Here is a 23,149-nt window from a genome sequence, read left to right as displayed (position 1 = left end):
GTTTCGGGCACCCTGGCTCAGTTGCCCAAACGCGATGCTGGTGGGAGCAACTGTCTTGCTCAAAATTCAAGAGTTTGCGCGATGACTGTGGGAGCGGGCGTGCCCGCGAACACCGGCGAAGCCGGTGCCATCCACCGCGCCGGGTTCTTCGCGGGCACGCCCGCTCCCACAGTGATCGCGGCAACGTTTAGTTTTTGTGGAAGACAGTTGATCGCGGTGACAGATCAGTGCGCTGCTTCCTTCAGATTCATTATTGGTGCCGCGCCATCCAGCGCAGCAATGCTGCGATCGGTACGCTGCGGTGAGCCTCGTGCCGGTACGGCTTACCTTCGGCGGTATAGCGTTCGCGATAGCGGCTGAGGACCAGATGACGGCCATCGGCAGACACCCGCGCCTCCAGTTCGTGCAGCAACAACGGTTGCCGGGCGGCGCCTTCCAGCCGGCGGAACAGCAGCATGGCCGCCTGAGCGTCATTCATGGCCGGTTACCTGCGGGCAACCGGCTTTCCACGTTCCGGGCCTGCCGGCCTTGCCTTCTGCTACCAGGCTGCGACGCTGCTGCGCGGTGTAGTCGCGCAGCGCCAGGTAATAATCGGGCCAGGTTTGCAGCAAGTCGGTCACCGGCAGCGCGGCGGCACGGCTGTCCACGACGTGCCCGGCAGTGGCCACGGTACCCAGGGTGTCGACGGTATCGCTGTTGTCGCCAAACGGGTCCACCGCCAGGCTCAACAGGCTGCCCGTTGCGTCACGCAGGTTGTGCGTACCCAGCAGTGGCAGTTCGACGATGGGACCATTGGCGATGCCCCAAACCCCGAAGGTCTGGCCAAAGTCAGACCTGTGCTGGCTCAGGCCCATTCTGCCTGCTACATCGACCATGCCCGCCACACCCAGGGTGGTGTTGAAGATGAAACGTGTGAGGCTGGTCATTGCCCGCTCGCCATTACCCTGCAGCAGGTCATTGACGAACACCTTGGGCTCGCCAAAGTTGTTGGCAAAGTTGTGCACGCCTTGCCGGGCAAAGCCGGGCAGCGCGCCATAGCCCCGGGCGACAGGGGCCAGCAGGTAGTCGTCGACCGTGCGGTTGAAGGCGAATACGGCGCGGTTGGCCGGCTCCAGCGGGTCACTGACCTGATAGGCGAGATTACTGCAAGCGCTGGTGGCGTGAGCGCGTTGGCTACAGCCCCCGGCCGCAAGCAGCGATAACACCAGCGCAGCAGAGCGCGCCGTACGGGAGGTAGATGATGAACGGGACATAGGCACATTCCTGGCAAGAACTGGCGGCGATGCTGCGCAATGTTCGTTGCCCGGTAATGTCCGGATCGTCTCGGCCCTGACACTTTGTTTCCGGGTTGAAATATATGACGACCGCAGGGGCGTGGCCTTAAAGTACGGCTTGTTTACCTTGTCTGTGGTGCGTTTTCGTGAGCCAGTTGCTGATAGTCGACGATGATGTCGAGGTGCTTGACCTGCTGCAGAAGTTTCTTCGCCAGCATGGTTACGAAGTGGACGTGGCCCGGGATGGCCAGGGGCTGTGGCAGGCGCTGGATCGGCGGGTGCCTGACCTGGTCATCCTCGATGTGATGTTGCCCGGCGACAGCGGCCTTGTGTTGTGCCAGCGGTTGCTGGCCCAACACAAGGTGGCGGTGATCATGCTCACGGCCATGGGCGAATTGAGCGACCGCGTCGTGGGCCTGGAGCTGGGGGCTGACGACTACGTGACCAAGCCCTTTGCTGCCCGCGAACTGCTGGCGCGGGTAAGGGCAGTATTGCGTCGGGCCGGCGAAAAAGCAGGGGGCACGGCGGGCCAAACCAGTGGCAGCCTTGAGTTTGCCGGCTGGCAGCTGGACGTGGTGCGGCGCGAATTGCGCTCGCCGGACAACGTCATGATCCCCTTGTCCAATGGCGAATTCGAACTGCTGCTGGTGTTTGCCGAACACCCGCGCCGGGTGCTCAGCCGCCAGCAATTGCTGGACATGGCCCGTGGCGATGCCTACGACGCTTATGACCGCAGCATTGACGTGCAAGTAAGCCGGCTGCGCCGCAAGCTTGAAATCGACAACGGCCATGAGCCCTTGATCCGTACACTGCGCAACGCCGGTTACCTGTTCACCCCCACGGTCGCGAAGCGATGAGCCTGTTTGCCCGGGTCCGCCAAGCCCTGCCGCAGCCCAGAATCACCATCGCCCGGTGGATTGCGTTGACGACGCTGACGGCGATGCTTTTCCTGTTGCTGCTCAAGGGGCTGTTCAGCCTGTTGCTGAGCGTGTGGGCGCAACCACCGCTGCTGGAGAGCGGGGTGATCGAAAAAGTGGCAGCGGTGACCCGCATCCTTGATGCCGCGCCCAGGGCGCAGCGTGCCACTCTCGCCAGCGCCGCAGGTGACGGCTCCTATTCCGTGCGATGGCTGCAACGGCATGACGAGGCCGGTGTGCCGGCGTTGGTCGATGCCGAGTTCCGCCAGGGCACGCCTATCCTGCGTGCGCTGCTCAAGCGCCCGGAGGCCAGGGTGGAGGCTTTCGAACCCTCCGATATGCCGGAATACACCTCTGAACGTGGCTATGCCTTGATGATCGAGCTGACCGACAAGTCGTGGGTGCTGTTTCGCGCGACAGACCGTAGCTGGGGCCTGGACGAGCTGCCGCGCAACCTGATCGTCCTGCTGTTGATGCTGGCTTCCAGCCTGGCCGTCGCACTGTTGGCCACGCGCTATCTGGCCAAGCCGCTGGAACGCTTTGCCGAGGGGGTGCGGCGGTTTGGCAAGGACTTCAACGCTCCACCGATTCCGGTGCTTGGCCCGCACGACCTGCGCCAGGCCATTCTTGCGTTCAATGCCACCCAGGCCCAGCTCAAGCACTACCTGAACGACCGAACCCAGATGCTGGCGGCAATCTCCCACGACTTGCGCGCACCGCTGACGCGCATGCGCTTGCGCGCCGAGTTCATCGACGATGCCCAGCTCCAGGCCAAGTTGTTCAAGGACGTCGACGAGATGCAGGCGATGGTCGACGCTGCGCTGGCGTTCTTCCGTGATGATGCGCGGCTGGAACAGACGACCGTGTTCGACCTGGGCGAGTTGCTGCTCACTGTGGTGGACGATTTCAGGGACGCGGGTGTCGAGGTCGGCCTCAGCGGGCCGCCCCGTTGTGTGTATTCAGGGCGGCCGGTGGGTATCAAGCGGGTGTTGGTCAACTTGATCGACAATGCCGCCAAGTACGGTCGCGAGCCATCGGTGGTGTTGACGGTGAGCACCCGGCAGATCGAGATAACCGTGCAGGACCGCGGCCCGGGCATTGCGCCGGCGCTGCTGGAGCAGGTATTTGTGCCGTTTTACCGCATCGAGGGTTCGCGCAATCGCGACACGGGCGGTGTGGGGCTGGGGCTGCCCGCCGCACGGGCCATCGTGCTGGAGCAAGGCGGCAGCCTGACCTTGAGCAACCGCACCGGTGGCGGTTTGCAAGCCAGGGTCGTGCTGCCGCTGGGTTGATCAGAGGCCCAGCTCGCTGAGCCCGGGGTGGTCATCCGGGCGGCGTCCCAGCGGCCAGCGGAACTTGCGGTCGGCCTCGTTGATGGGGTGTTCGTTGATGCTCGAATGGCGGTTCTGCATCAGCCCGTCCTCGGCGAACTCCCAGTTTTCGTTGCCATAGGCACGAAACCACTGGCCGCTGTCGTCGTGGTACTCGTAGGCGTAGCGCACGGCAATGCGGTTGCCGGTGAAGGCCCACAGCTCCTTGATCAGGCGGTACTCCAGTTCGTGGTTCCATTTACGGGTCAGGAATGCCTCGACCTCGGCACGCCCACGGGGGAACTCGGCGCGGTTGCGCCAGACCGTATCAGGGGTATAGGCGAGTGCAACCTTGGCCGGGTCGCGGCCATTCCAGCCATCTTCGGCCAGGCGAACCTTTTCGATGGCACTTTCGCGGGTAAAGGGCGGAAGGGGTGGGCGGGACATCGCGGTAATCCTCGGGTCGGTTCAGGTGTAGCAGATTAGCCGCCGATGGCCGAACAAGAGAATGGATGCGCCAGGCACTTCATAATTGCAGTGCGTGGAACAATGCATGATTCCATGCCAGGCGCAGCCCATACACAGGAGCGGGTTACATCAGTCCCAGGCTGGCGCCAGGCCGTCAGGGCTGACCTCGCGGCCATTGCGTTCGAGCGTGGCGATGCGTGCCATGTCGTCGGCGTCCAGCTTCAGGTCACGGGCAAGCAGGTTGCTGGCCAGGTTTTCGCGTTTGGTCGAAGAGGGGATAACCGCGTAGCCCAGTTGCAGGGCCCAGGCCAGCGCAACCTGGGCGACGGTGGCCTTGTGCTTGGCGGCGATTTCGGCCAGTACCGGGTCTTTCAGGACTTTGCCATAGGCCAGGGTCATGTATGAGGTGACGGTGATGCCTTGTTCCTTGAGAAACGCGGCCAGCTTGCTGTTCTGCAGGTACGGGCTGAGCTCGATCTGGTTGGTGGCAATTTCGCCCTTGCCGACCACATCGATGGCCTGGCGGGTCAATTCGATGTTGAAGTTGGACACCCCGATCTGGCGGGTCAGCCCCAGCTTTTTCGCTTCGGCCAGCGCAGTCATGTATTCGCGCAGTTCCACGCCGTTACCCGGCGCCGGCCAATGGATCAGCAGCAGGTCGACGTGGTCGGTGCGCAGTTTCGCGAGGCTTTCGCGCAGGCTGGAAACCAGCTTGTCGGCTGCGTAGTTGTCGACCCAGATCTTGGTGGTGATGAACAGCTCGCTGCGCGGCACGCCACTTTCGGCGATGGCTTGGCCGACTTCGGCTTCATTCTTGTAGATCTGGGCGGTATCGATGACCCGATAGCCCAGCGCAAGGGCCGATTTGACCGAGTCGATAACGGCTTGGCCAGTGAGGCGGAAGGTGCCAAGGCCGAAGGAGGGAACGCTCATGGAGTAACTCCTGACAAGTGGGGGAGGATCATGTGACGGCCAGTGTGCAGGTTCGCAAGGCAGCGAATAAGCGGCTGCCACGTCAAAGTCATTTGAACTGTAGGCAAGAATCAGTTTCCAGGCTGTGCCTTCACTACATAAGTAATGCCAGCATGGGGTGAAAGCTTGGTCAGCTAGGGCCTTTATCAAGCGTACAGGCTGCCCATGACCCCTTCCGTGATACCTGCTGACTCCATCGATGCGCTGATTGCCCGCCAACTGCCAGGTTGGCTCAAACGCACCTCTGTCGAGCACCTGACATTACTGCGCGCAGCTTCTTTGCGTCAGCAACGGGCCCAGGACCAACTCGACGCAAGGTTGCAGGCCATCACGCCACTGGATGCCTTCGCCGAGGCGTTGCTCAAAAGCGCGCTTTCGGCGCATTCAATTACGCAGACGGACCTGCGCCTGGCCCAGCTCAAGTTGGTGACCCTACGGCCAAACCCGCCGATCTCGCCGACCTTGCCATCCCCCTCGACCCGTATTGAAAGCACCCAGTCGCTGCTTTCGGCGGCACTGCACAACTTCCACGAACATGAAACTCGACCAGGCTGGTTCGTCACAGGGTCGCAGCTGGTCAGCGCAAGTGGTAAGCGGCTGCCATTGAACGCGGAGGGTTTTGTCCAGCTCTGTCGCAGCCTCGACATCGGTCGGCATTATCAAGACCATTTGAGATCGCAGCTGGAAGGGGAAGAGAGGCCCGGGCTGGCGGTCGAGGCCATCATGGAGGAGACATTGAGCGCCAATCTGGAACTCGCGGCAACGGTCGCCAGAATCAAGGGCGAAATCGACGAGCACACCTATCAGCGAATCAAACGCGTTGTGGGGCCGGTATCCTCGGTGCCCGACGACAACACCGTGTTGAAGTGCCACACCCTGAGGCTGCTGGGCAAGAAGGTCATTGGCGCACTTGTCATTGAAGTGCGTCAGAACGCCCGCCTGCTTGGTGTTATCGCATGGTTGCCCGAGGACCTGTATGCCCCGGTGGGTTGGCATGCCAGTTGGGAGCTGCTGTACATGACACTTGGCATGCGTTTGCGTGATGAAGCGTATCGCCAGTACTTCCAGCGCTTCGTCGCAGAGCGTGATCGCGTCCCGTTCTACACGGCTCTGAACGCGCTGCTGAACCACGGCAGTACCGTATTGCCAATTGAGCTGGAGGGTCGCTGTTTTGCAATCGAGGGCGAGGTGTTCGCCGCGCTGCGCGAAGCCCAGCTCCACAAGATGCTGGATGACGCGCGGGTATTGGCGGTATCCACAGAGGATGAGGATACCGCCGACCGCCGCGCACGCCTGCAGGGCTATCTTGACCTGGGGTTGAGCGTGGCTGGCTTGGCAGCGCTGTTCGTGCCTGTATTGGGCCAGGCCATGCTGGGCCTTACGGTCGTGCAACTGGCGGGCGAGGTGTACGAAGGCTACGAGGATTGGCAGTTGGGTGATCGTGACGCCGCACTGGGCCACCTTTTCAACGTGGCCGAAACGGTGGCGATGGGGGCAGTAATGGCCACTGGCGCGGCAGCAGTCGGCAAGCTGGCTCAGCGCGTGGCACGGGTGGATGCCATGGTGCCGGTCAGCCTGGCGGATGGCCAGCTGCGCCTGTGTGCCCCGGACTTGTCAGGTTATCAGTTTGATGACGTCGACCTGACGGCAGGGCAGGCCGCCAATGAAAATGGCCGTTCGCTGAGGCGCCTGCACGATGCGGTCTATGAGGTAAGCGAAGGCGACGATGACGCGTGGCGTATTCATCACCCATCAAGGCCGCAAGCCTATGTTCCGGCATTTGAGCACAATGGTGCCGGGGGAGGGGTGCATGAGTTCGAGCAACCGCAGCTTTGGCAGGACGCCGCCTACATGGTTCGCCGCCTGTCCAGCCGCACGGCGGCGGTTACCGACGAGGCGGCAGCCGTCGCCTTGCAGGTGACTGGCTACGATGCTGGCCAGCTGCGCCGGTTGCTTCTGGAGAACGCACCGCCGCCGGCGCGTTTGCTCGATGCCATCGAGCGCTGGCAATTGCACAATGAGTTCCCGGCGCTGCGGGGCGAGGCGTTCGAGGCGGTATTTAACGGGCGGCAGGCCAATCCGCAAGCTGCCGACCAAGTGCTGATGCGGGACTTTCCCAGCCTTTCTCACCGCTGCGCACGGGAAATTGCCGAGCAGGCCAACAGTATCGAACTCGAGAGCCTGAGCGACGCAGGTCGAGTGCCGCTCACCCTGGGGGAGCGTGCACGTTGGGCAGTACGCGACAGCCGGATTGATCGCGCCTGTGCAGGGCTGCGCCAGCCAGCTGCGGCGAATGGTGATACCGAAAAGCTCGTGCAGGGGGGGCTGACCGATGCCCTTGCCGACCGCGAGGCGGCAGCCCGCATGATTGGGCTGGCGCAGGTGGGCCAAGGGATTCGCCCGCCGTTGCGATTGTTCGATGGTCGTCTGGGCTACCCGCTCAGTGGCCGGCTCTCGGGGACCCGCCAGGCACTGCGGCGCACTTTCAATCATGTATACCCGCTGATGACCAGTGAGCAGCTGGAGCCATACCTGCAGGACCTGGTTCGAGGGGGGATCGAGCCGTGGAACCAGGCCAGCCAACTGTTACAGGCCAAGGCCAGCCTCAAGCAGGCATTGCAAGCCTGGCGGAATGAGCCGGGGCTGAACATTATCCGCCGCTTGCGTCGCGTCAAGGTTGCCAGGCGCATTACAACGAGCTGGCGGCGCATGTCGCCAGGGGAGGTGGCGGGTGATTACCACCTGACCATCGTGGGTGACCGTGTGGGTGAGCTGCCGGCTTTGCCTGACAATGTGGCGTTCGACCACATCACACACCTGACCCTGCGCGACATGCAGTTGTCGACCCTTGAGGCGGGCTTCCTCGGCAGGTTCAGCAAGGTGCGCAACCTGGACCTGCGGGGCAACCAGCTGACACGCCTGCCGGCAGGTATCGAGCAACTGGCCGAATTGACAAACCTGCAGCTTGGCGGCAACCAGATAGTACTTTCCAGTGCCGATAACCTGCGGCTCAGCCAACTCACCGGCTTGCGCCGGCTTGAACTGAACGGTAATCCTGTGGGGCTGCTGCCACCGTTGGCATCCTTCCCGTTGTTGCGCCGGCTTTCGTTGCGTAACACGGGCATGGGCGCCTTGCCCGCTGATCTGGCCCGGCACGGCAACCTGGAATTGCTGGACTTGCGTGACAATCAGATCCGGACGTTGCCAGAAGCCCTGTCTGCGGTCCCGCTACGTTTGCTGCAGGGCCTGGAGCTGCATGAAAATCCGATTTCTGAAGAGACGCTCCAGCGCCTGCAATTGGCCAGAGCGGCTGCCGGGACGCCGGAACGTCGAGCCCTGGTTCACGCATCCCCGAGCCCGAGTGCCGCGGCCCCCTGGTTGTCGGGGTTTACCCCCGCCCAGCGCGAACTGCGGTTGATACGCTGGAATCGTCTGCGCGAGGAGGAGGGCGCAAGTGATTTGTTCCGCTTTATCTCGGACCTGCGCGACACCCGTGAATACCACACCCAACCCCGTGACCTCAGGGCGCGTGTATGGCAGATCCTCGAGGCCTGTGAGCAGCATGCCGAGGTGCGTACGCGCTTGTTCGAACAGGCCAGCCGGCCGCGCAGTTGCAGTGACGAGTTGCTACTGACGCTCAGCGAGCTGGAGGTGGGTGCGATGGTCGCCAGAGCCGGAACTGGCAGTGATGGCTTGCAGACGGAGCGAGCGCTGGTGAGGCTGGGGCGTTCGTTGTCCCGCCTGGACAAGGTCAACGCAATTGCGGCCCGGCATGTTGCCGAACGCTTCTCCAGCGATCCGGTCGAGGTTTACCTGACCTACCGCGTCAAGCTGGCAGATAGCCTTGACCTGCCTGCGCAGCCGGACCATCTGGCGTTCGCAAGTTTCAGCGGGGTTGACCGTGCAGACCTGGACTCGGCACGCAGCGAGGTTCTGCAGGAGGAAACGCCACAAACCTTGGCTCGGTCGTTGGCAGACCGATCCTTCTGGCAGGCCTACCTGAACGAGCATCAGGCCGCGCGATTCAGCCGCATGGACGAGCCTTTCCAGCAGCGCCTGGCCACGTTGTTCGAGCAATCGGAAACGCTGAATGACGAGGACTATCTCACGCACACGGAGCAAATCGGTGCCGCGCGTGAGGTAGCGCAACGGCAGCTTTTACTTGAACTGAGTCATGAGGCGATTCAGCGCCAGGGCCTGTGAACGAAGCAGCCCGCCGAAAGGCGGGCTGTTTGCTTTGCAGCGGGACGATCAGCGGCGGCGGAACAGCGGCAGCGGCTCGTCGGTGGCGGCCTGGTAGGTCACCGAAAAGTCCTTCAGGCTTTGCAGCGCGTCTTCCGGGTCCTTGTCGGCACGGATGGCGAACGCATCGAAACCGCAACGGGCCATGAAGAACAGCTGGTCGCGCAGTACATCGCCGATGGCGCGCAGCTCGCCCTTGAACTTGTAGCGGTCACGCAGCAGGCGCGCATTGGAGTAGCTGCGCCCGTCGGTGAAGGCCGGGAAGTTCAGTGCGATGACCTGGAAGTACTGCACGTCTTCGCCGATTTCTTCCGCTTCTTCGTCGCTGTCCAGCCACACGCCCAGGCCGCCGTCGCGGGCCTTGAGCACGTGGGCGTGGTCACGCCACAGCTGCAGCGGCACGATGTAGTCGTCGCAGTTGGTCAGCTCGTCGAACGAGGTTTCCTTGGGCAGCAGGTGCCAGGTTTCGTCGACGATCTGGTTGTTCTTAATGATTCGCTGCATAGACGCGTTCCTTGAAGGGGTCGATGCCGATACGCTGGTAGGTGTCGATGAAACGCTCTTCCTCGGTACGTTGCTCGACGTACACGGCGATCAGCTTCTCGATCACATCGGCCATGGCATCCTGGGCGAAGGACGGGCCGAGGATCTTGCCCAGGCTCGCGCCGCGCGCGGCATTGCCGCCCAGCGACACCTGGTAGAACTCCTCACCCTTCTTGTCCACGCCGAGGATGCCGATGTGGCCCACGTGGTGGTGGCCGCAGGCGTTCATGCAGCCAGAGATGTTCAGGTCGATTTCGCCAATGTCGAACAGGTAGTCCAGGTCGTCGAAACGGCGCTGGATGGATTCGGCGATCGGGATCGACTTGGCGTTGGCCAGCGAGCAGTAGTCACCACCCGGGCAGCAGATGATGTCGGTCAGCAGGCCGATGTTCGGGGTGGCGAAGCCGCCTTCGCGCAGTTCCAGCCACAGCGCGTGCAGCTGACGCTGCTCGACGTCGGCGAGGATGATGTTCTGCTCGTGCGAAGTACGCAGGAAGCCGAAGCTGTAGCGCTCGGCCAGGTCGGCCACGGCGTCCAGCTGCTTGTCGGTCAGGTCGCCCGGGGCAACGCCGGTAGGCTTCAGCGACAGGGTTACAGCGACGTAGCCAGGGCGCTTGTGGGCACGGGTGTTACGCGAGCGCCAACGGGCAAAGCCTGGGTTTTCGGCGTCCTGGGCGGCGTAGTCGACGTTGTCGAGGGCCAGGTACTCCGGGTCGACGAAATGGCGCGATACGCGTTGCACTTCGTCTTCGGTCAGGGTGGTGCTGCCGCCGCGCAGGTGGACCATTTCGGCCTCGACCTTCTCGGCGAACACTTCAGGCGTCAGTGCCTTGACCAGGATCTTGATCCGCGCCTTGTACTTGTTGTCACGGCGACCGTAACGGTTGTACACGCGCAGGATGGCGTCCAGGTAGCTGATCAGGTCTTGCCACGGCAGGAATTCATTGATGAACGAGCCGACCACCGGGGTACGGCCCAGGCCGCCGCCCACCAGTACACGGAAGCCCAGCTCGCCAGCAGCGTTGCGCACCGGCTCCAGGCCGATGTCGTGCACTTCGATGGCAGCGCGGTCTTCCTGCGAGCCGTTGATGGCGATCTTGAACTTGCGCGGCAGGTAGGCGAATTCCGGGTGGAAGGTGGTCCACTGGCGGACGATCTCGCACCACGGGCGCGGGTCGATGATTTCGTCTGCGGCCACACCGGCGAACTGGTCGGTGGTGGTGTTGCGCAGGCAGTTGCCGCTGGTCTGGATCGCGTGCATCTGCACGGTGGCCAGTTCGGCGAGAATGTCGGGAATGTCTTCCAGTGCCGGCCAGTTGTACTGCACGTTCTGGCGGGTGGAAATGTGCGCGTAGCCCTTGTCGTAGTCGCGAGCGATCTTCGCCAGGGTGCGGACCTGGCGGGCGCTCAGCTGGCCGTACGGCACGGCGACACGCAGCATCGGCGCGAAACGTTGGATGTAGAGGCCGTTCTGCAGGCGCAGAGGGCGGAATTCTTCTTCGCTCAGCTCACCGGCCAGGTAGCGGCGGGTCTGATCACGGAACTGCTTGACGCGGTCCTCGATGATCCGCTGATCGTACTCGTCGTATACGTACATAAAAGTCCTGTCTCAGGCATGCAGCTATTCGCGCGCACGGCCGCGCACTCCGGTACGGAGCCGGGGAACGATATCAGGTTGCGGTTATGCGCTAAAGTGATGTTTTTGCATATGAAAAGAACCAAATGGACTATGTGAGACTGACTGCCATTTGTGCGCTGGCCGTGGCCAGGCGTTTATAATCCAGGGTTTGCTTCGCAGAGATGTGACCCCATGCTCAAGGCCCTGTGCCAAAGCTTGTGTCTTGCCCTGCCACTGGCGGCAAATGCGCAGCCGGCCTCGGTGGTGTTCCTCAACCCGGGGCTGTCCACCGAGACGTTCTGGACCAGCTACACCCGCTTCATGCAGGCCGCTGCGGACGAACTGGGCATGTCGCTGCACGTGGAGTACAGCGAGCGCCGCGCCGATCTGGCGCTGACCCAGGCCAGGGCGATCCTGAGTGGGGCGCAGCGGCCGGATTACCTGGTGCTGGTCAACGAGCAGTACGTTGCACCGGAAATCCTGCGTCTGTCGCGGGGTACCGGGGTGAAGCTGCTGCTGGTCAACAATGGCCTGACCGCCAGCCAGGTCCGCAGCATCGAGGCCCAGCCGGACAAGTATGCCGAGCCACTGGGTACCTTGATGAGCAACGACGAGCAGGCGGGCTTCCAGATGCTGCACCTGATGGTCGCGCAGCTGCCTCGCGACGCAGGCCCGGTGGACCTGGTGGCCTTTGCCGGGCTCAAGACCACACCGGCTTCGCAACTGCGCGAGGAGGGCATGCGCCGCGCCCTGGCCGACTTCCCTCAGGTCCGCCTGCGCCAGGTGGTATACGGCGGCTGGAGCCGCGAGCGCGCCTACGAGCAGGCGCAGCAATTGCTGGAGCGGTACCCGGCCACCCGCCTGGTGTGGTCAGCCAATGACGAGATGGCCTTTGGCGCCATGCAGGCGTTCGAGGAGGCCGGGCACACACCGGGGCGTGACGTGCTGTTCGGCGCCGTCAACAGTTCGCCCGAGGCCTTGCGTGCGCGCATCGATGGGCGCTTGAGCGCGCTGATGGGTGGGCATTTCACCCTTGGCGGTTGGGCCATGGTGATGTTGCACGACGATGCCCAGGGGGTGGCGCTGAACCGCGATGGCCAGCGGGTGCACAGTGCCCCGGTACTTCAGGCAATCGACCAGGCCAAGGCCAGGCGCTGGCTGAAACTGCTGGAACGGCCCGACTATGGCGTCGACTTTCTGCATTACAGCGCCGAAGGGCGGCCGGCCAGCTACCAGTACCCGTTTCTGACGTCACCGGTCGACTATTGAAAGACCCTGCTTGAGGGAAGGGCATTGCTCGTCTTAACTGCTGGTTGTGAAGTGCATTCCCATAACCACTACAAGAGGCAATGCAATGGGAAACTCAACCAAGGTCCGCAAAGCTGACAGCAGCGTCGATGCCTGGGCGATTCTGTGCCTGATCGTCCTGGTGGTGGTCACTGCCGTGTATTGGGTCAGCCACCAGTAGCCTTAGTTTCAAGACCGTGATGCAGCCAGAGCGCCTGCGGGATGGAGTCCTGCAGGCGTTTTTGTTCTGCCTGTACTGGCCTATTCGCGGGTAAACCCGCTCCCACAGGTAAATCACTGCTCTTGAGGTTTGCGCTGTACCTGTGGGAGCGGGTTTACCCGCGAATAGGCCGCAACAGGCTAGCGGGTAAGGTGCAGGGCCAGTTGCACCAGGCCGATCAGCACCATGATGAATATCAGGGTGAAGAGCGTCCCCAGCGCAATGAAATGGCTGGCTTTGCCGTGGGTAAAGTCGCGGGCGCGGTTTTTGCCGCTTTGCACGCCGAAGGCGGCGGCGAGAATGCTGTGCAGCATCTGCCAGAAGGTTGGGGGTTTGCCCTGGCTGGAATCGTCCATGGTGGCTCCTGAAGAATCAGAGGCAATCAGGGACAGTGTAGGCAATGGTTATGAGGTTGCTTGTGCTGGCTTCTTCGCGGGCAAGTCGGGGCGCCGAACCGCCGCGAAGAAGCCAACGCGGTCTTAGTTGTCGTACCCGAGGTTCGGCGCCAGCCAGCGCTCGCTCACGCTCACATCCTGGCCTTTACGCGCGCTGTAGCGCTCGATCTGGTCCTTGTCGACCTTGCCCACGGCAAAGTACTGCGCCTGCGGGTGGGCAAAGTACCAGCCGCTGACCGCCGCCGCCGGGAACATTGCAAAGTGTTCGGTCAGGAACACCCCGCTTGGCCCGGTTTCGCCGATGGCGGTGCCGTCGAGCAGGCGGAACAGGGTTTCCTTCTCGGTGTGGTCGGGGCAGGCCGGGTAGCCCGGGGCCGGGCGGATACCGCTGTACTGCTCCTTGATCAGCGCTTCGTTGTCCAGGTGCTCGTCGCGGGCATAGCCCCAGTGCTCTTTACGCACCTGCTCGTGCAGCCACTCGGCGCAGGCTTCGGCCAGGCGGTCGGCCAGGGCCTTGACCATGATCGAGCTGTAGTCGTCGCCTTTGTCCTGGTACGCCTTGGCCACTTCCTCGGCACCGATGCCGGCGGTGGTGATGAACCCGCCCACATAGTCGGTGACGCCGCTGGCTTTTGGCGCGACAAAGTCGGCCAGCGACCAGTTGGGCTTGCCGTCCGGCTTGATGGTCTGCTGGCGCAGGTGGTGCAGGGTGGCCAGTGCCTGGCCATCCTCGCCGTACACCTCGATGTCGTCATCGGCCACCTGGTTGGCCGGCCAGAAGCCGAACACTGCGCGGGCGCTGATCAGCTTCTCGTCGATCAGCTTGTCGAGCATCTCGCGGGCATCCTTGTACAGCGCGGTGGCAGCCTCGCCGACCACTTCGTCGGTGAGGATGCGCGGGAACTTGCCGGCCAGGTCCCAGGAGATGAAGAACGGGGTCCAGTCGATGTATTCGGCCAGGGTGCGCAGGTCGATGTCTTCCAGCACCTTGACGCCGGTGAAGGAGGGCACCACTGGCTGGTAGCCGGCCCAGTCGTACTGCGGCTTGGCGGCGATGGCCTGGTCGTAGCTCAGGCGCTCGGTGCGGGCGCTGCGATTGGCGGTGCGCTCGCGCACATCCACGTATTCCAGGCGGGTTTTCTCGACGAAGCCCGGCTTCAGCTCTTTTGACAGCAACTGGGTGGCCACGCCGACCGCCCGCGAGGCGTCGGTGACGTAGATGACCGCGTCGTTGTTGTACTTCGGTTCGATCTTGACTGCGGTGTGCGCCTTGGAGGTGGTGGCGCCGCCGATCATCAGTGGCAGTTCGAAGCCCTGGCGCTGCATTTCGCGGGCAACATGAACCATCTCGTCCAGCGACGGGGTGATCAGGCCGGACAAACCGATGATGTCGCACTTCTCGTCGCGGGCGGTTTGCAGGATTTTCTCGGCCGGTACCATCACGCCGAGGTCGACGATGTCGTAACCGTTGCAGCCCAGTACCACGCCGACGATGTTCTTGCCGATGTCGTGCACGTCACCTTTTACCGTGGCCATCAGGATCTTGCCCTTGGCTTCCGGCTTGTCGCCTTTTTCGGCTTCGATGAACGGGATCAGGTGTGCCACCGCCTGCTTCATCACGCGGGCCGACTTGACCACCTGGGGCAGGAACATCTTGCCTGCACCGAACAGGTCGCCCACCACGTTCATGCCGCTCATCAGCGGGCCTTCGATGACCTCGATGGGGCGCGCGCACTGCTGGCGGCATTCCTCGGTGTCCTCGACGATGTGCGCGGTGATGCCTTTGACCAGTGCGTGTTCCAGGCGCTTGCCGACCGGCAGCGAACGCCAGGCCTCGTTTTCGACTTCCTTGATGGCGCCGCCGCCTTTGTAGTCGTCGGCAATGGCCAGCAGGGCATCGGTACCTTCCGGCGTGCGGTTGAGCACCACGTCCTCGACCTTTTCACGCAGCGCGGCCGGAATCTCGTCGTAGATCTCCAGCTGGCCGGCGTTGACGATACCCATGGTCAGGCCGTTGCGGATGGCGTGGAACAGGAACACCGAGTGGATCGCCTCGCGCACCGGGTTGTTGCCACGGAACGAGAACGATACGTTGGACACACCGCCCGAGGTCAGCGCATGGGGCAGGTGGTCACGGATATAGGCACAGGCCTCGATGAAGTCGACGGCATAGTTGTTGTGCTCTTCGATGCCCGTGGCAACGGCGAAGATGTTCGGGTCGAAGATGATGTCTTCCGGCGGGAAGCCCACTTCGTTGACCAGGATGTCGTAGCTGCGCTTGCAGATTTCCTTCTTGCGCGCGGCGGTGTCGGCCTGGCCGACCTCGTCGAAGGCCATCACCACCACGGCGGCGCCGTAGCGCTTGCACAGGCGGGCGTGGTGCTTGAACTGCTCGACACCTTCCTTCATGGAAATGGAGTTGACGATGCCTTTGCCCTGAATGCACTTCAGGCCGGCTTCGATCACTTCCCACTTGGAGGAGTCGATCATGATCGGCACGCGGGAAATGTCCGGCTCGCCAGCGATCATGTTGAGGAAACGGACCATGGCCGCCTGGGAATCGAGCATCCCTTCGTCCATGTTGATGTCGATCACCTGGGCGCCGGCCTCGACTTGCTGCAGGGCGACTTCCAGGGCTTCGGTGTAGTTCTCTTCACGGATCAGCCGGGCGAACTTGGCGGAACCGGTGATGTTGGTGCGCTCACCCACGTTGACGAACAGCGACTGGCGGTCGATGGTGAACGGCTCCAGGCCCGACAGGCGACAGGCCTTGGCGATCTCCGGGATCTCCCGCGGCTTGTATTTGCCCACGGCTTCGGCAATGGCCTGGATGTGGCCCGGGGTGGTACCGCAGCAACCGCCGATGATGTTGAGGAAGCCGCTGGCAGCGAACTCCTCGACCACCGCCGCCATTTCGGCCGGGGTTTCGTCGTACTCGCCGAAGGCGTTCGGCAGGCCGGCGTTGGGGTGGGCGGAAACGTGGGTGTCGGCCTTGGTCGACAGCTCTTCCAGGTACGGGCGCAGGTCCTTGGCGCCAAGGGCGCAGTTCAGGCCCACGGAAATCGGCTTGGCGTGGCGTACCGAGTTCCAGAACGCTTCAGTGGTCTGGCCCGACAGGGTACGGCCGGAGGCGTCGGTGATGGTGCCGGAGATCATGATCGGCAGTTCTACAGCGTCCTCTTCGAACACCTGCTGCACGGCAAAAATGGCCGCCTTGGCGTTGAGGGTGTCGAAGATGGTTTCGATCAGGATCAGGTCGGCGCCGCCCTCGATCAGGCCACGGGTGGCCTCGATGTAGTTTTCTACCAGCTCATCGAACGTGACGTTGCGGTAGCCGGGGTCGTTGACGTCCGGGGAAATCGAGCAGGTGCGGCTGGTAGGGCCGAGCACGCCTGCGACGAAGCGCGGCTTGTCGGGCGTTTCCAGGGTCTTGGCATCGGCCACCTGGCGGGCAACGCGCGCGCCTTCCACGTTCAGCTCGTAGACCAGCGACTCCATGCCGTAGTCGGCCTGGGAAATCTGCGTGGCGTTGAAGGTGTTGGTTTCGAGGATATCTGCCCCGGCATCGAGGTAGGCTTTTTCGATGGCCGCGATCACGTCCGGGCGGCTGAGCAGCAACAGGTCGTTGTTACCCTTTACATCGCTTGGCCAATCGGCGAAGCGCGTGCCACGATAGTCGTGTTCCTCGAGACGGTAGCTTTGGATCATAGTACCCATGCCGCCGTCGAGGATCAGGATGCGCTCTTTGAGGGCGTTCTGGAGTGCTTGGAGACGAGCGCTGCGGTCGGACATAGGAACTACCTGGTCGGGCAAATATCAGAAGGTGCGGAATCATATCAAAGTTGCGCGGTTCTTAGGCGCATCGCCCATTTGCATGAAAACCGCTCATGTTGAGGGCACGGTTACCAGTACCCACGGACGACCAGGCAACAATCGTGATGGCTTTCAAGAACCAGGACTTTTCGCACATGGTGCATCGTATTCTTGCCGGCGCCTTCGCCCTGCTCATCAGCGGCGCGGTGTTCGGGCAAGCCCCCCAGTCAAGCCCGGCCATTTCCTACACCCGGGACATTCAGCCGATCTTCACCGAGAAATGCGTGGCCTGCCACGCCTGCAACGACGCCGCCTGCCAGCTGAAGCTGGAAAGCCCGGAAGGTGCGGTACGCGGGGCCAGCAAGGTCCCGGTCTACGAGGGCGACCGCAGCAAGGCGGTGCCCACCACGCGGCTGTTCTACGACGCCCACAGCGAAGAGCAATGGCGCAAGAAAGGCTTCTACTCGGTGCTCGACAACCAGGGCAGCCAGGCCGCGCTGATGGCGCGCATGCTGGAGCTGGGCCACAAGACCCCGCTCACGCCCAACGCCAAGCTGCCCGAGGACATCGTCCTGGGCCTGAGCCGCAACAACATGTGCCCGTTGCCCCATGAGTTCGACGCCTATGCGGGTGCCCACCCCAAGGAGGGCATGCCGCTGGCGGTGACCGGGCTGACCGACAAGGAATACGACACCATGCGCCGCTGGCTGGCGGCCGGTGCGCCGGTGGAGTACCAGCCGATCAAGCCCAGTGAGACCGAAGCCAGGCAGATCGCCGACTGGGAAGAACTGCTCAACCGCCCGGGTTCCACCGAGGCGCTGGTCGGCCGCTGGCTTTACGAGCATCTGTTCCTGGCGCACATCTACTTCGTCGGCGGCGAGCAAGGCCACTTCTTCCAGTGGGTGCGCTCACGCACGCCCAGCGGCCAGCCGGCCGACATCATTGCCACGCGTCGCCCCAATGACCCACCCGGCACCGACTTCTATTACCGCCTGATCCCGGTACAGGGCGTGATCGTGCACAAGACGCACATCACCTACCCGATGGGGCCGCAGAAGCTCAAGCGGGTGAAGCAGCTGTTCTACGCTGGCGACTGGCATGCAGCTGCACTGCCAGGCTACGGCCCGCGTCACCGGGCCAACCCGTTCGAAACCTTCGAGGCCATCCCGGCAGTGGCGCGCTACCAGTTCATGCTGGATAACGCCGAGTACTTCGTGCGCACGTTCATCCGTGGCCCGGTGTGCCGCGGGCAGATCGCTACCGACGTGATCCGCGACAACTTCTGGGCACTGTTCCAGGAGCCGGCCTTCGACCGCTACGTCACCGATGCCGAGTACCGTGGCGAGGCCACGCCGCTGCTGGCCATGCCTGGGCAGATCGATGACGTGGGCAGTGTGCTGAGCCTGTGGCACGCCTACCGTGACAAGCGCAACGAGTATGAAAAGCTGCGCCGCGACGCCTATGCCGACATGCCGGCGCCGGGCTGGTCGACCTTGTGGGCCGGTAACGACAACGCGCTGCTGAGCATCTTCCGCCACTTCGACAGCGCTTCGGTCACCAAGGGCCTGATCGGCGACGTGCCACAGACCGTGTGGCTGTTCGACTACCCGCTGCTGGAACGCACCTACTACCAGCTGGCGGTCAACTTCGACGTGTTCGGCAACGTTTCGCACCAGTTGCAGACGCGCCTGTACTTCGACCTGATCCGCAATGGCGCCGAGGTCAACTTCCTGCGCCTGATGCCGGCTGACCATCGCCAGGCGATTCTCAGCGACTGGTACCAGAACAGCGGCAAGGTGAAGATGTGGATGGATTATGAAGACATCGACACCGACACCCCGAGTGGCATCAAGCTCGACCCACGCGACCCGAAGCGCGACTTTGGCTTGAAGCTGTTGCAACGCACCGGCAGCCTGAATGCTACGTCCGACCCGATCAACCGCTGCCAGGGGGCATTCTGCTCACGGCCGCAGATGAGCGAAGAGTTCCGCAATGCCGAGCAGTCGCTCAGCCGCCTGGTGTCGCGCCCGGCTGCCGGGCTGAAGGTGATCAGCCAGTTGCCCGAGGCGACCATGCTGCGCATCGAAGGGCAGGGCGGCCAGCGCCAGGTGTACAGCCTGCTGCGCAACCGCGCGCACAGCAACGTGGCGTTCTTGCTGGGCGAGGCGTACCGCTACCAGCCGGGGCTGGATACCCTGACCCTGTACCCGGGCGTGCTCAGCAGCTACCCCAACTTCATCTTCAACGTTCCGACCAAGGATGTGCCGGAGTTTGTCGAGGACATGGAGTATGCGAAAGACGATGCAGCCAGGTTCGAGCGCATCGTCATGCGTTGGGGCGTGCGCCGCAGTCACCCGGAGTTCTGGCGCTACTTCCATGACCTGAACAGCTTCATCAAGGAGACCACGCCGGTCGAGGCGGGGGTGCTGGACATGAACCGCTATGAGAACCTCTGATCGGGTAGGCTGACCTTTCCGAATACCCTGCGGTCGGAAATGGTGGGTGGTCCGGGGGCTGTTTCACGCTCCCGAGGCCTCAATACACCGGCAAGCGCAGGGTATTTCATGCTGTATTCGCTTCAGGCACTGCGGGCGTTCGCCGCCTGGGTGGTGGTGTGCCACCATTTCATGCAGATCTTCTTCGACTTCCATGCCACCGGCCCTGTCGGCCAACTGCTCACTGACCGTGGCGCCGTGGGTGTCGACATCTTCTTCGTCATCAGCGGGCTGGTCATCTACCTGTCGACCCGCGACAAAACCATCGAACCGCGCCAGTTCCTGCTCAATCGGGTGCTGCGTATCGTTCCTGCCTATTGGTTCTACACAGCACTGATGGCCACGCTACTGCTGGCCTTCAGCCAATGGATGCCGCATCAGGAATTCGCCTGGCATCACCTGTTCCTGTCGATGCTATTCATCCCCGCGGAAAACCCCGGAGGCTATGGCCTGTACCCGACCCTGAACGTGGGGTGGACGCTTAACTTCGAGATGTTCTTCTACCTGCTGTTCGGCCTGGCCTTTCTGGTACGCCAGCGGCATCACCTGCTGCTGGTTACCGTCGCACTGTTGCTGGTCAGCGAGGTGCTGGGCCGGCTGGGTGTGCTCAGCCGCTTCTACAACAACGACATCATCTACGAGTTCCTGCTCGGCATCGGCCTGGGTGTGTTGTACCGCCGTGGCCTGATCCGCCAGGGGCGCTGGCTGCCGCTGGTACTGCTGGGGGTGGCGGGCCTGGCCATCTACCACCTGGATGCGTCCCAGCGCTTGCTGCACTGGGGCCTGCCGAGCGCGATGATCGTGCTGGCCTTTATCGCCCTGGAGCCGCTCTTCCAGGGCAACCGGCTGTTAAAGGCCTTGGGCGATTGTTCGTATTCGGTGTACCTGGTCCATGTGCTGGTGCTGTACGCCGGCTGGTTCGCAAGCCAGCGGCTGCATCTGAACCCGTACCTGGTGTTCGCCCTGTGCGTGCCGTCCATTGGACTAATGTCGTGGTTCAGCTACCAGTGGCTGGAGCGCGGCCTGTACCGGCGCCTGCAGGCCTGGCTGGCGGCGCCACGGGGGCAGGCCGCAGAATATGCGCTTTCCCGAGTCAAATGCTAGGACTTTGTTCGAGGAGCCGGTTGGCGTACACTTGGCGGCAAGTCTGTGAGGAACCTACATGAGCGATATAACCATTACCGACGCCGCCCATGACTACCTGGCCGATCTGCTTTCCAAGCAGAACACGCCTGGCATCGGCATTCGAATTTTCATCACCCAGCCGGGCACCCAGTACGCAGAGACGTGCATTGCCTATTGCAAGCCGGGCGAAGAGAAGCCTGACGACACCGCCGTGGGTCTGAAGAGCTTCACTGCTTACCTGGACGCCGTCAGCGTGCCGTTCCTGGAAGACGCACTGGTCGACTACGCCACCGACCGCATGGGTGGCCAGCTGACCATCAAGGCACCGAACGCCAAGGTGCCGATGGTCAACGAAGACAGCCCGATCAACGAGCGCATCAACTACTACCTGCAGACCGAGATCAACCCTGGGCTGGCCAGCCACGGTGGCCAGGTCAGCCTGGTGGACGTGGTCGACGACGGCATTGCGGTGCTGCAGTTCGGTGGTGGTTGCCAAGGCTGCGGCCAGGCCGACGTTACCCTGAAGGAAGGCATCGAGCGCACGTTGCTCGAGCGTATTCCGGAGCTGAAGGGCGTGCGTGACGTGACTGACCACACCCAGAAAGAGAACGCCTACTACTAAGGCTGACACGCCTGCATGGCTTGTGTAAGGGCGGCTCTCTTAGCAACAAACTGTTACGGTTTCAACCCCTGCGACAACAGGCCGCAGCCCGTATTCAAAGGGCTGCAGGCCTTACCCGCGTTCGTCGGGTAGAACCGCTTTGGGTGTCATGCAAGAATGCCCCGGTTTTTCAGCCGGCCCGTCCCGAGGGCCGGCACCTTCCCTGTAAAGGATGGTTTCATGAATGATCTATTTACCCGGCGCGCGGTTGTTGCCGGGATGGGCGTTCTCGGGCTTGGCCTGCTGGCAGGCTGCAGCCCGGCCCGTGGGCTCGAGTTCAAGTACGGCAAGAACATGAGCAACGAGATCCTTGGGCGCAAGTTCCGCCTCAAGGACCCCCAAGGCAATGTGCGCACCCTGTCGAGCTTCTACGGCAGCATGCCGATGATCTTCTTCGGCTTCACCCAGTGCCCGGCGGTTTGCCCGACCACCCTGGCGCGCGCGGCACAAATCCGCAAGCTGCTGCGCGGTCGTGACCGCGACCTGTTCCAGGTGGTGTTCATCACCCTGGACCCGGAGCGCGACACCCCCGAAGTGCTCGATGCCTACGTCAAGGCCTTCGACCCGTCGTTCACTGCACTCACTGGCACCCCCGAAGAAATCGCGGAAGTGGCCAAGGAGTTCAAGGTGTTCTACGAGAAGGTCCCGGCCGGTGACACCTATACCATTTCTCACTCGTCCACCAGCTACGTCTACGATACGCGTGGCACCCTGCGCCTGAGCCTGGGCCATTCCCTGAATGCCAAGGAATGCGCCGAAGACCTGGTCACCCTGATGGAGATCTGCTGAATGTCGATGCAACCGATCAAACGCGGCCTGGCTGCCCTGGCACTGATGGGCCTGGCCCTGCCGGCCCTGGCCCAGACCACCGTGAGCGATGCCTGGGTCCGTGCCAGCGTGCCGCACCAGCAGTCCACCGGTGCCTTCATGACCCTGACCGCCAGCAGCGACAGCAAGCTGGTAAGCGTGGCTTCCCCCGTGGCCAAGACCGTGCAGGTGCACGAGATGACCATGAACGGCGACGTGATGGGCATGCGCGAGGTCAAGGCCGTCGAGTTGCCGGCCGGCAAGGCCGTGACCCTGGACCCGAATGGCCTGCATGTAATGCTGATGGGCCTGAACGATCAGGTGAAGGAGGGCGATAAAGTGCCCCTGACCCTTACCATCGAAAATGCAAAAGGGGCCAAGGAAACTCTGGACGTGCAGGCCGAAGTGCGCCCGCTCAACGCCGAGGCCGGCGGTGGGCATGACCACATGCACATGAAGCACTGACAGACCAAAGGGCCGCGTTTAGCGGCCCTTTTCTTTTTCAGCGGCGCCTTTCAGCTACGAAAGCGCGGCAGCGGCCTATCGAGGGTCAGCGACGTAAGGGTCTTTCGAACCTGGGCCTCATCGGCCTCCAGTGCCTTCAGGCTGGCGCGGATCTTGCCGGCGGCGGGCACATCGCCCTGCCGGTCGATCCAGTCGGCAATCTCCTTGCAGGCACTGTTCAGGCAGGCCTGGCGCTGGTTCATCAGCGACAGGAGGGTGGTGAGCTCTCTTTCGGACATGGCAGGATCCTCCATTCAGCCTTGACAGTGTAGCAGAGGGTTGGCGGGGCTCCTGCTGCCTTTGCAGAAATGCCGGAGAGGTGAAAAATGGCTACTTCGGCGCTTAAGTAACAATGAGTTACTTGTCTGTAAGAGTAAACATAATGTTTAAAGTTGCTGCAATCACGCTGCTTCGGGCATGAGCCTTTGCTGCTTGATGAGGTGTGCTGAATAGCTCTGTCATGCAGTTTGGTAGGTGTCGCCTGGCTTTCGTCATTAG

Annotated in this window: 18 protein-coding genes; 9 read left to right on the top strand and 9 right to left on the bottom strand. The window is 62.6% G+C overall.

Features of this window, described 5'->3' with window-relative positions:
* Window positions 1-250 precede the first annotated feature (250 nt).
* The gene (locus ABOC32_RS22300; protein ID WP_426808904.1) at window positions 251-478 is read right to left on the bottom strand and encodes a hypothetical protein; all 228 of its coding nucleotides are present in this window, start codon (window positions 476-478) and stop codon (window positions 251-253) included.
* A complete protein-coding gene (locus ABOC32_RS22295) occupies window positions 471-1,253 on the bottom strand; it encodes an MlaA family lipoprotein (RefSeq protein WP_426808903.1) in 783 nt (260 codons plus the stop codon). The genes ABOC32_RS22300 and ABOC32_RS22295 overlap by 8 nt, the downstream gene beginning before the upstream one ends.
* Before the next feature lie 167 nt (window positions 1,254-1,420).
* Here ABOC32_RS22295 and ABOC32_RS22290 point away from each other — a divergent pair, with 167 nt between their 5' ends.
* Window positions 1,421-2,131, top strand: a complete 711-nt coding sequence (locus ABOC32_RS22290) for a response regulator (RefSeq protein ID WP_426808902.1) — start codon at window positions 1,421-1,423, stop codon at window positions 2,129-2,131.
* Entirely contained in the window at window positions 2,128-3,483 is a 1,356-nt protein-coding gene (locus ABOC32_RS22285) for an ATP-binding protein (protein ID WP_426808901.1), read from the top strand. The genes ABOC32_RS22290 and ABOC32_RS22285 overlap by 4 nt, the downstream gene beginning before the upstream one ends.
* Here the strand turns inward: ABOC32_RS22285 and ABOC32_RS22280 are convergent, their stop codons facing one another.
* Together ABOC32_RS22280 and dkgB are read right to left on the bottom strand one after the other, a co-directional pair.
* Window positions 3,484-3,948: a DUF1348 family protein gene (locus ABOC32_RS22280; protein WP_426808900.1), complete on the bottom strand. Its 465-nt coding sequence runs from the start codon at window positions 3,946-3,948 to the stop codon at window positions 3,484-3,486.
* Between the two features lie 150 nt (window positions 3,949-4,098).
* Window positions 4,099-4,902, bottom strand: a complete 804-nt coding sequence (dkgB, locus tag ABOC32_RS22275) for a 2,5-didehydrogluconate reductase DkgB (RefSeq protein WP_426808899.1) — start codon at window positions 4,900-4,902, stop codon at window positions 4,099-4,101.
* Between the two features lie 204 nt (window positions 4,903-5,106).
* Here dkgB and ABOC32_RS22270 point away from each other — a divergent pair, with 204 nt between their 5' ends.
* A complete protein-coding gene (locus tag ABOC32_RS22270) occupies window positions 5,107-9,144 on the top strand; it encodes an NEL-type E3 ubiquitin ligase domain-containing protein (protein ID WP_426808898.1) in 4,038 nt (1,345 codons plus the stop codon).
* Window positions 9,145-9,192: 48 nt separating this feature from the next.
* Here ABOC32_RS22270 and ABOC32_RS22265 read toward each other — a convergent pair whose 3' ends face one another.
* Entirely contained in the window at window positions 9,193-9,687 is a 495-nt protein-coding gene (locus ABOC32_RS22265) for a DUF934 domain-containing protein (protein ID WP_016485947.1), read from the bottom strand.
* Window positions 9,671-11,323 (bottom strand): nitrite/sulfite reductase, encoded by a 1,653-nt coding sequence (locus tag ABOC32_RS22260; protein ID WP_019471086.1) that lies wholly within the window; start codon window positions 11,321-11,323, stop codon window positions 9,671-9,673. Before ABOC32_RS22260 ends, ABOC32_RS22265 begins: the two co-directional genes overlap by 17 nt.
* Before the next feature lie 213 nt (window positions 11,324-11,536).
* Between ABOC32_RS22260 and ABOC32_RS22255 the strand changes: the two genes are divergently transcribed.
* Complete coding sequence (locus ABOC32_RS22255; RefSeq protein ID WP_426808897.1) at window positions 11,537-12,613, top strand: ABC transporter substrate-binding protein; 1,077 nt, start codon at window positions 11,537-11,539, stop codon at window positions 12,611-12,613.
* 378 nt (window positions 12,614-12,991) lie between these two features.
* Here ABOC32_RS22255 and ABOC32_RS22250 read toward each other — a convergent pair whose 3' ends face one another.
* Together ABOC32_RS22250 and metH are read right to left on the bottom strand one after the other, a co-directional pair.
* Complete coding sequence (locus tag ABOC32_RS22250; protein WP_016500492.1) at window positions 12,992-13,207, bottom strand: DUF2970 domain-containing protein; 216 nt, start codon at window positions 13,205-13,207, stop codon at window positions 12,992-12,994.
* Window positions 13,208-13,330: 123 nt separating this feature from the next.
* Complete coding sequence (metH, locus tag ABOC32_RS22245) at window positions 13,331-17,038, bottom strand: methionine synthase (RefSeq protein WP_426808896.1); 3,708 nt, start codon at window positions 17,036-17,038, stop codon at window positions 13,331-13,333.
* Window positions 17,039-17,214: 176 nt separating this feature from the next.
* Between metH and ABOC32_RS22240 the strand changes: the two genes are divergently transcribed.
* The 5 genes from ABOC32_RS22240 to ABOC32_RS22220 all read left to right on the top strand — a co-directional run bounded on the left by ABOC32_RS22240 (window position 17,215) and on the right by ABOC32_RS22220 (window position 22,612).
* Window positions 17,215-19,515, top strand: coding sequence for a fatty acid cis/trans isomerase (locus ABOC32_RS22240; protein ID WP_426811644.1), 2,301 nt, complete (start codon window positions 17,215-17,217; stop codon window positions 19,513-19,515).
* 108 nt (window positions 19,516-19,623) lie between these two features.
* Complete coding sequence (locus tag ABOC32_RS22235) at window positions 19,624-20,658, top strand: acyltransferase family protein (protein ID WP_426808895.1); 1,035 nt, start codon at window positions 19,624-19,626, stop codon at window positions 20,656-20,658.
* 58 nt (window positions 20,659-20,716) lie between these two features.
* Entirely contained in the window at window positions 20,717-21,301 is a 585-nt protein-coding gene (gene nfuA / locus ABOC32_RS22230; RefSeq protein WP_016500488.1) for a Fe-S biogenesis protein NfuA, read from the top strand.
* 219 nt (window positions 21,302-21,520) lie between these two features.
* The gene (locus ABOC32_RS22225) at window positions 21,521-22,129 is read left to right on the top strand and encodes an SCO family protein (protein ID WP_016500487.1); all 609 of its coding nucleotides are present in this window, start codon (window positions 21,521-21,523) and stop codon (window positions 22,127-22,129) included.
* Window positions 22,130-22,612 (top strand): copper chaperone PCu(A)C, encoded by a 483-nt coding sequence (locus tag ABOC32_RS22220; protein WP_426808894.1) that lies wholly within the window; start codon window positions 22,130-22,132, stop codon window positions 22,610-22,612. It begins immediately after the preceding gene.
* A 50-nt stretch (window positions 22,613-22,662) separates the two neighbouring features.
* Here the strand turns inward: ABOC32_RS22220 and ABOC32_RS22215 are convergent, their stop codons facing one another.
* Window positions 22,663-22,890 (bottom strand): hypothetical protein, encoded by a 228-nt coding sequence (locus ABOC32_RS22215; RefSeq protein WP_016500485.1) that lies wholly within the window; start codon window positions 22,888-22,890, stop codon window positions 22,663-22,665.
* Window positions 22,891-23,149 lie beyond the last annotated feature (259 nt).

Origin of the sequence: Pseudomonas sp. WOUb67, from assembly GCF_050058005.1 — a bacterium.
Lineage (GTDB): Bacteria > Pseudomonadota > Gammaproteobacteria > Pseudomonadales > Pseudomonadaceae > Aquipseudomonas > Aquipseudomonas putida_R.
The sequence above is the reverse complement of the archived record's forward strand: the minus strand, read 5'-3'. Positions and strand labels throughout refer to the sequence as shown.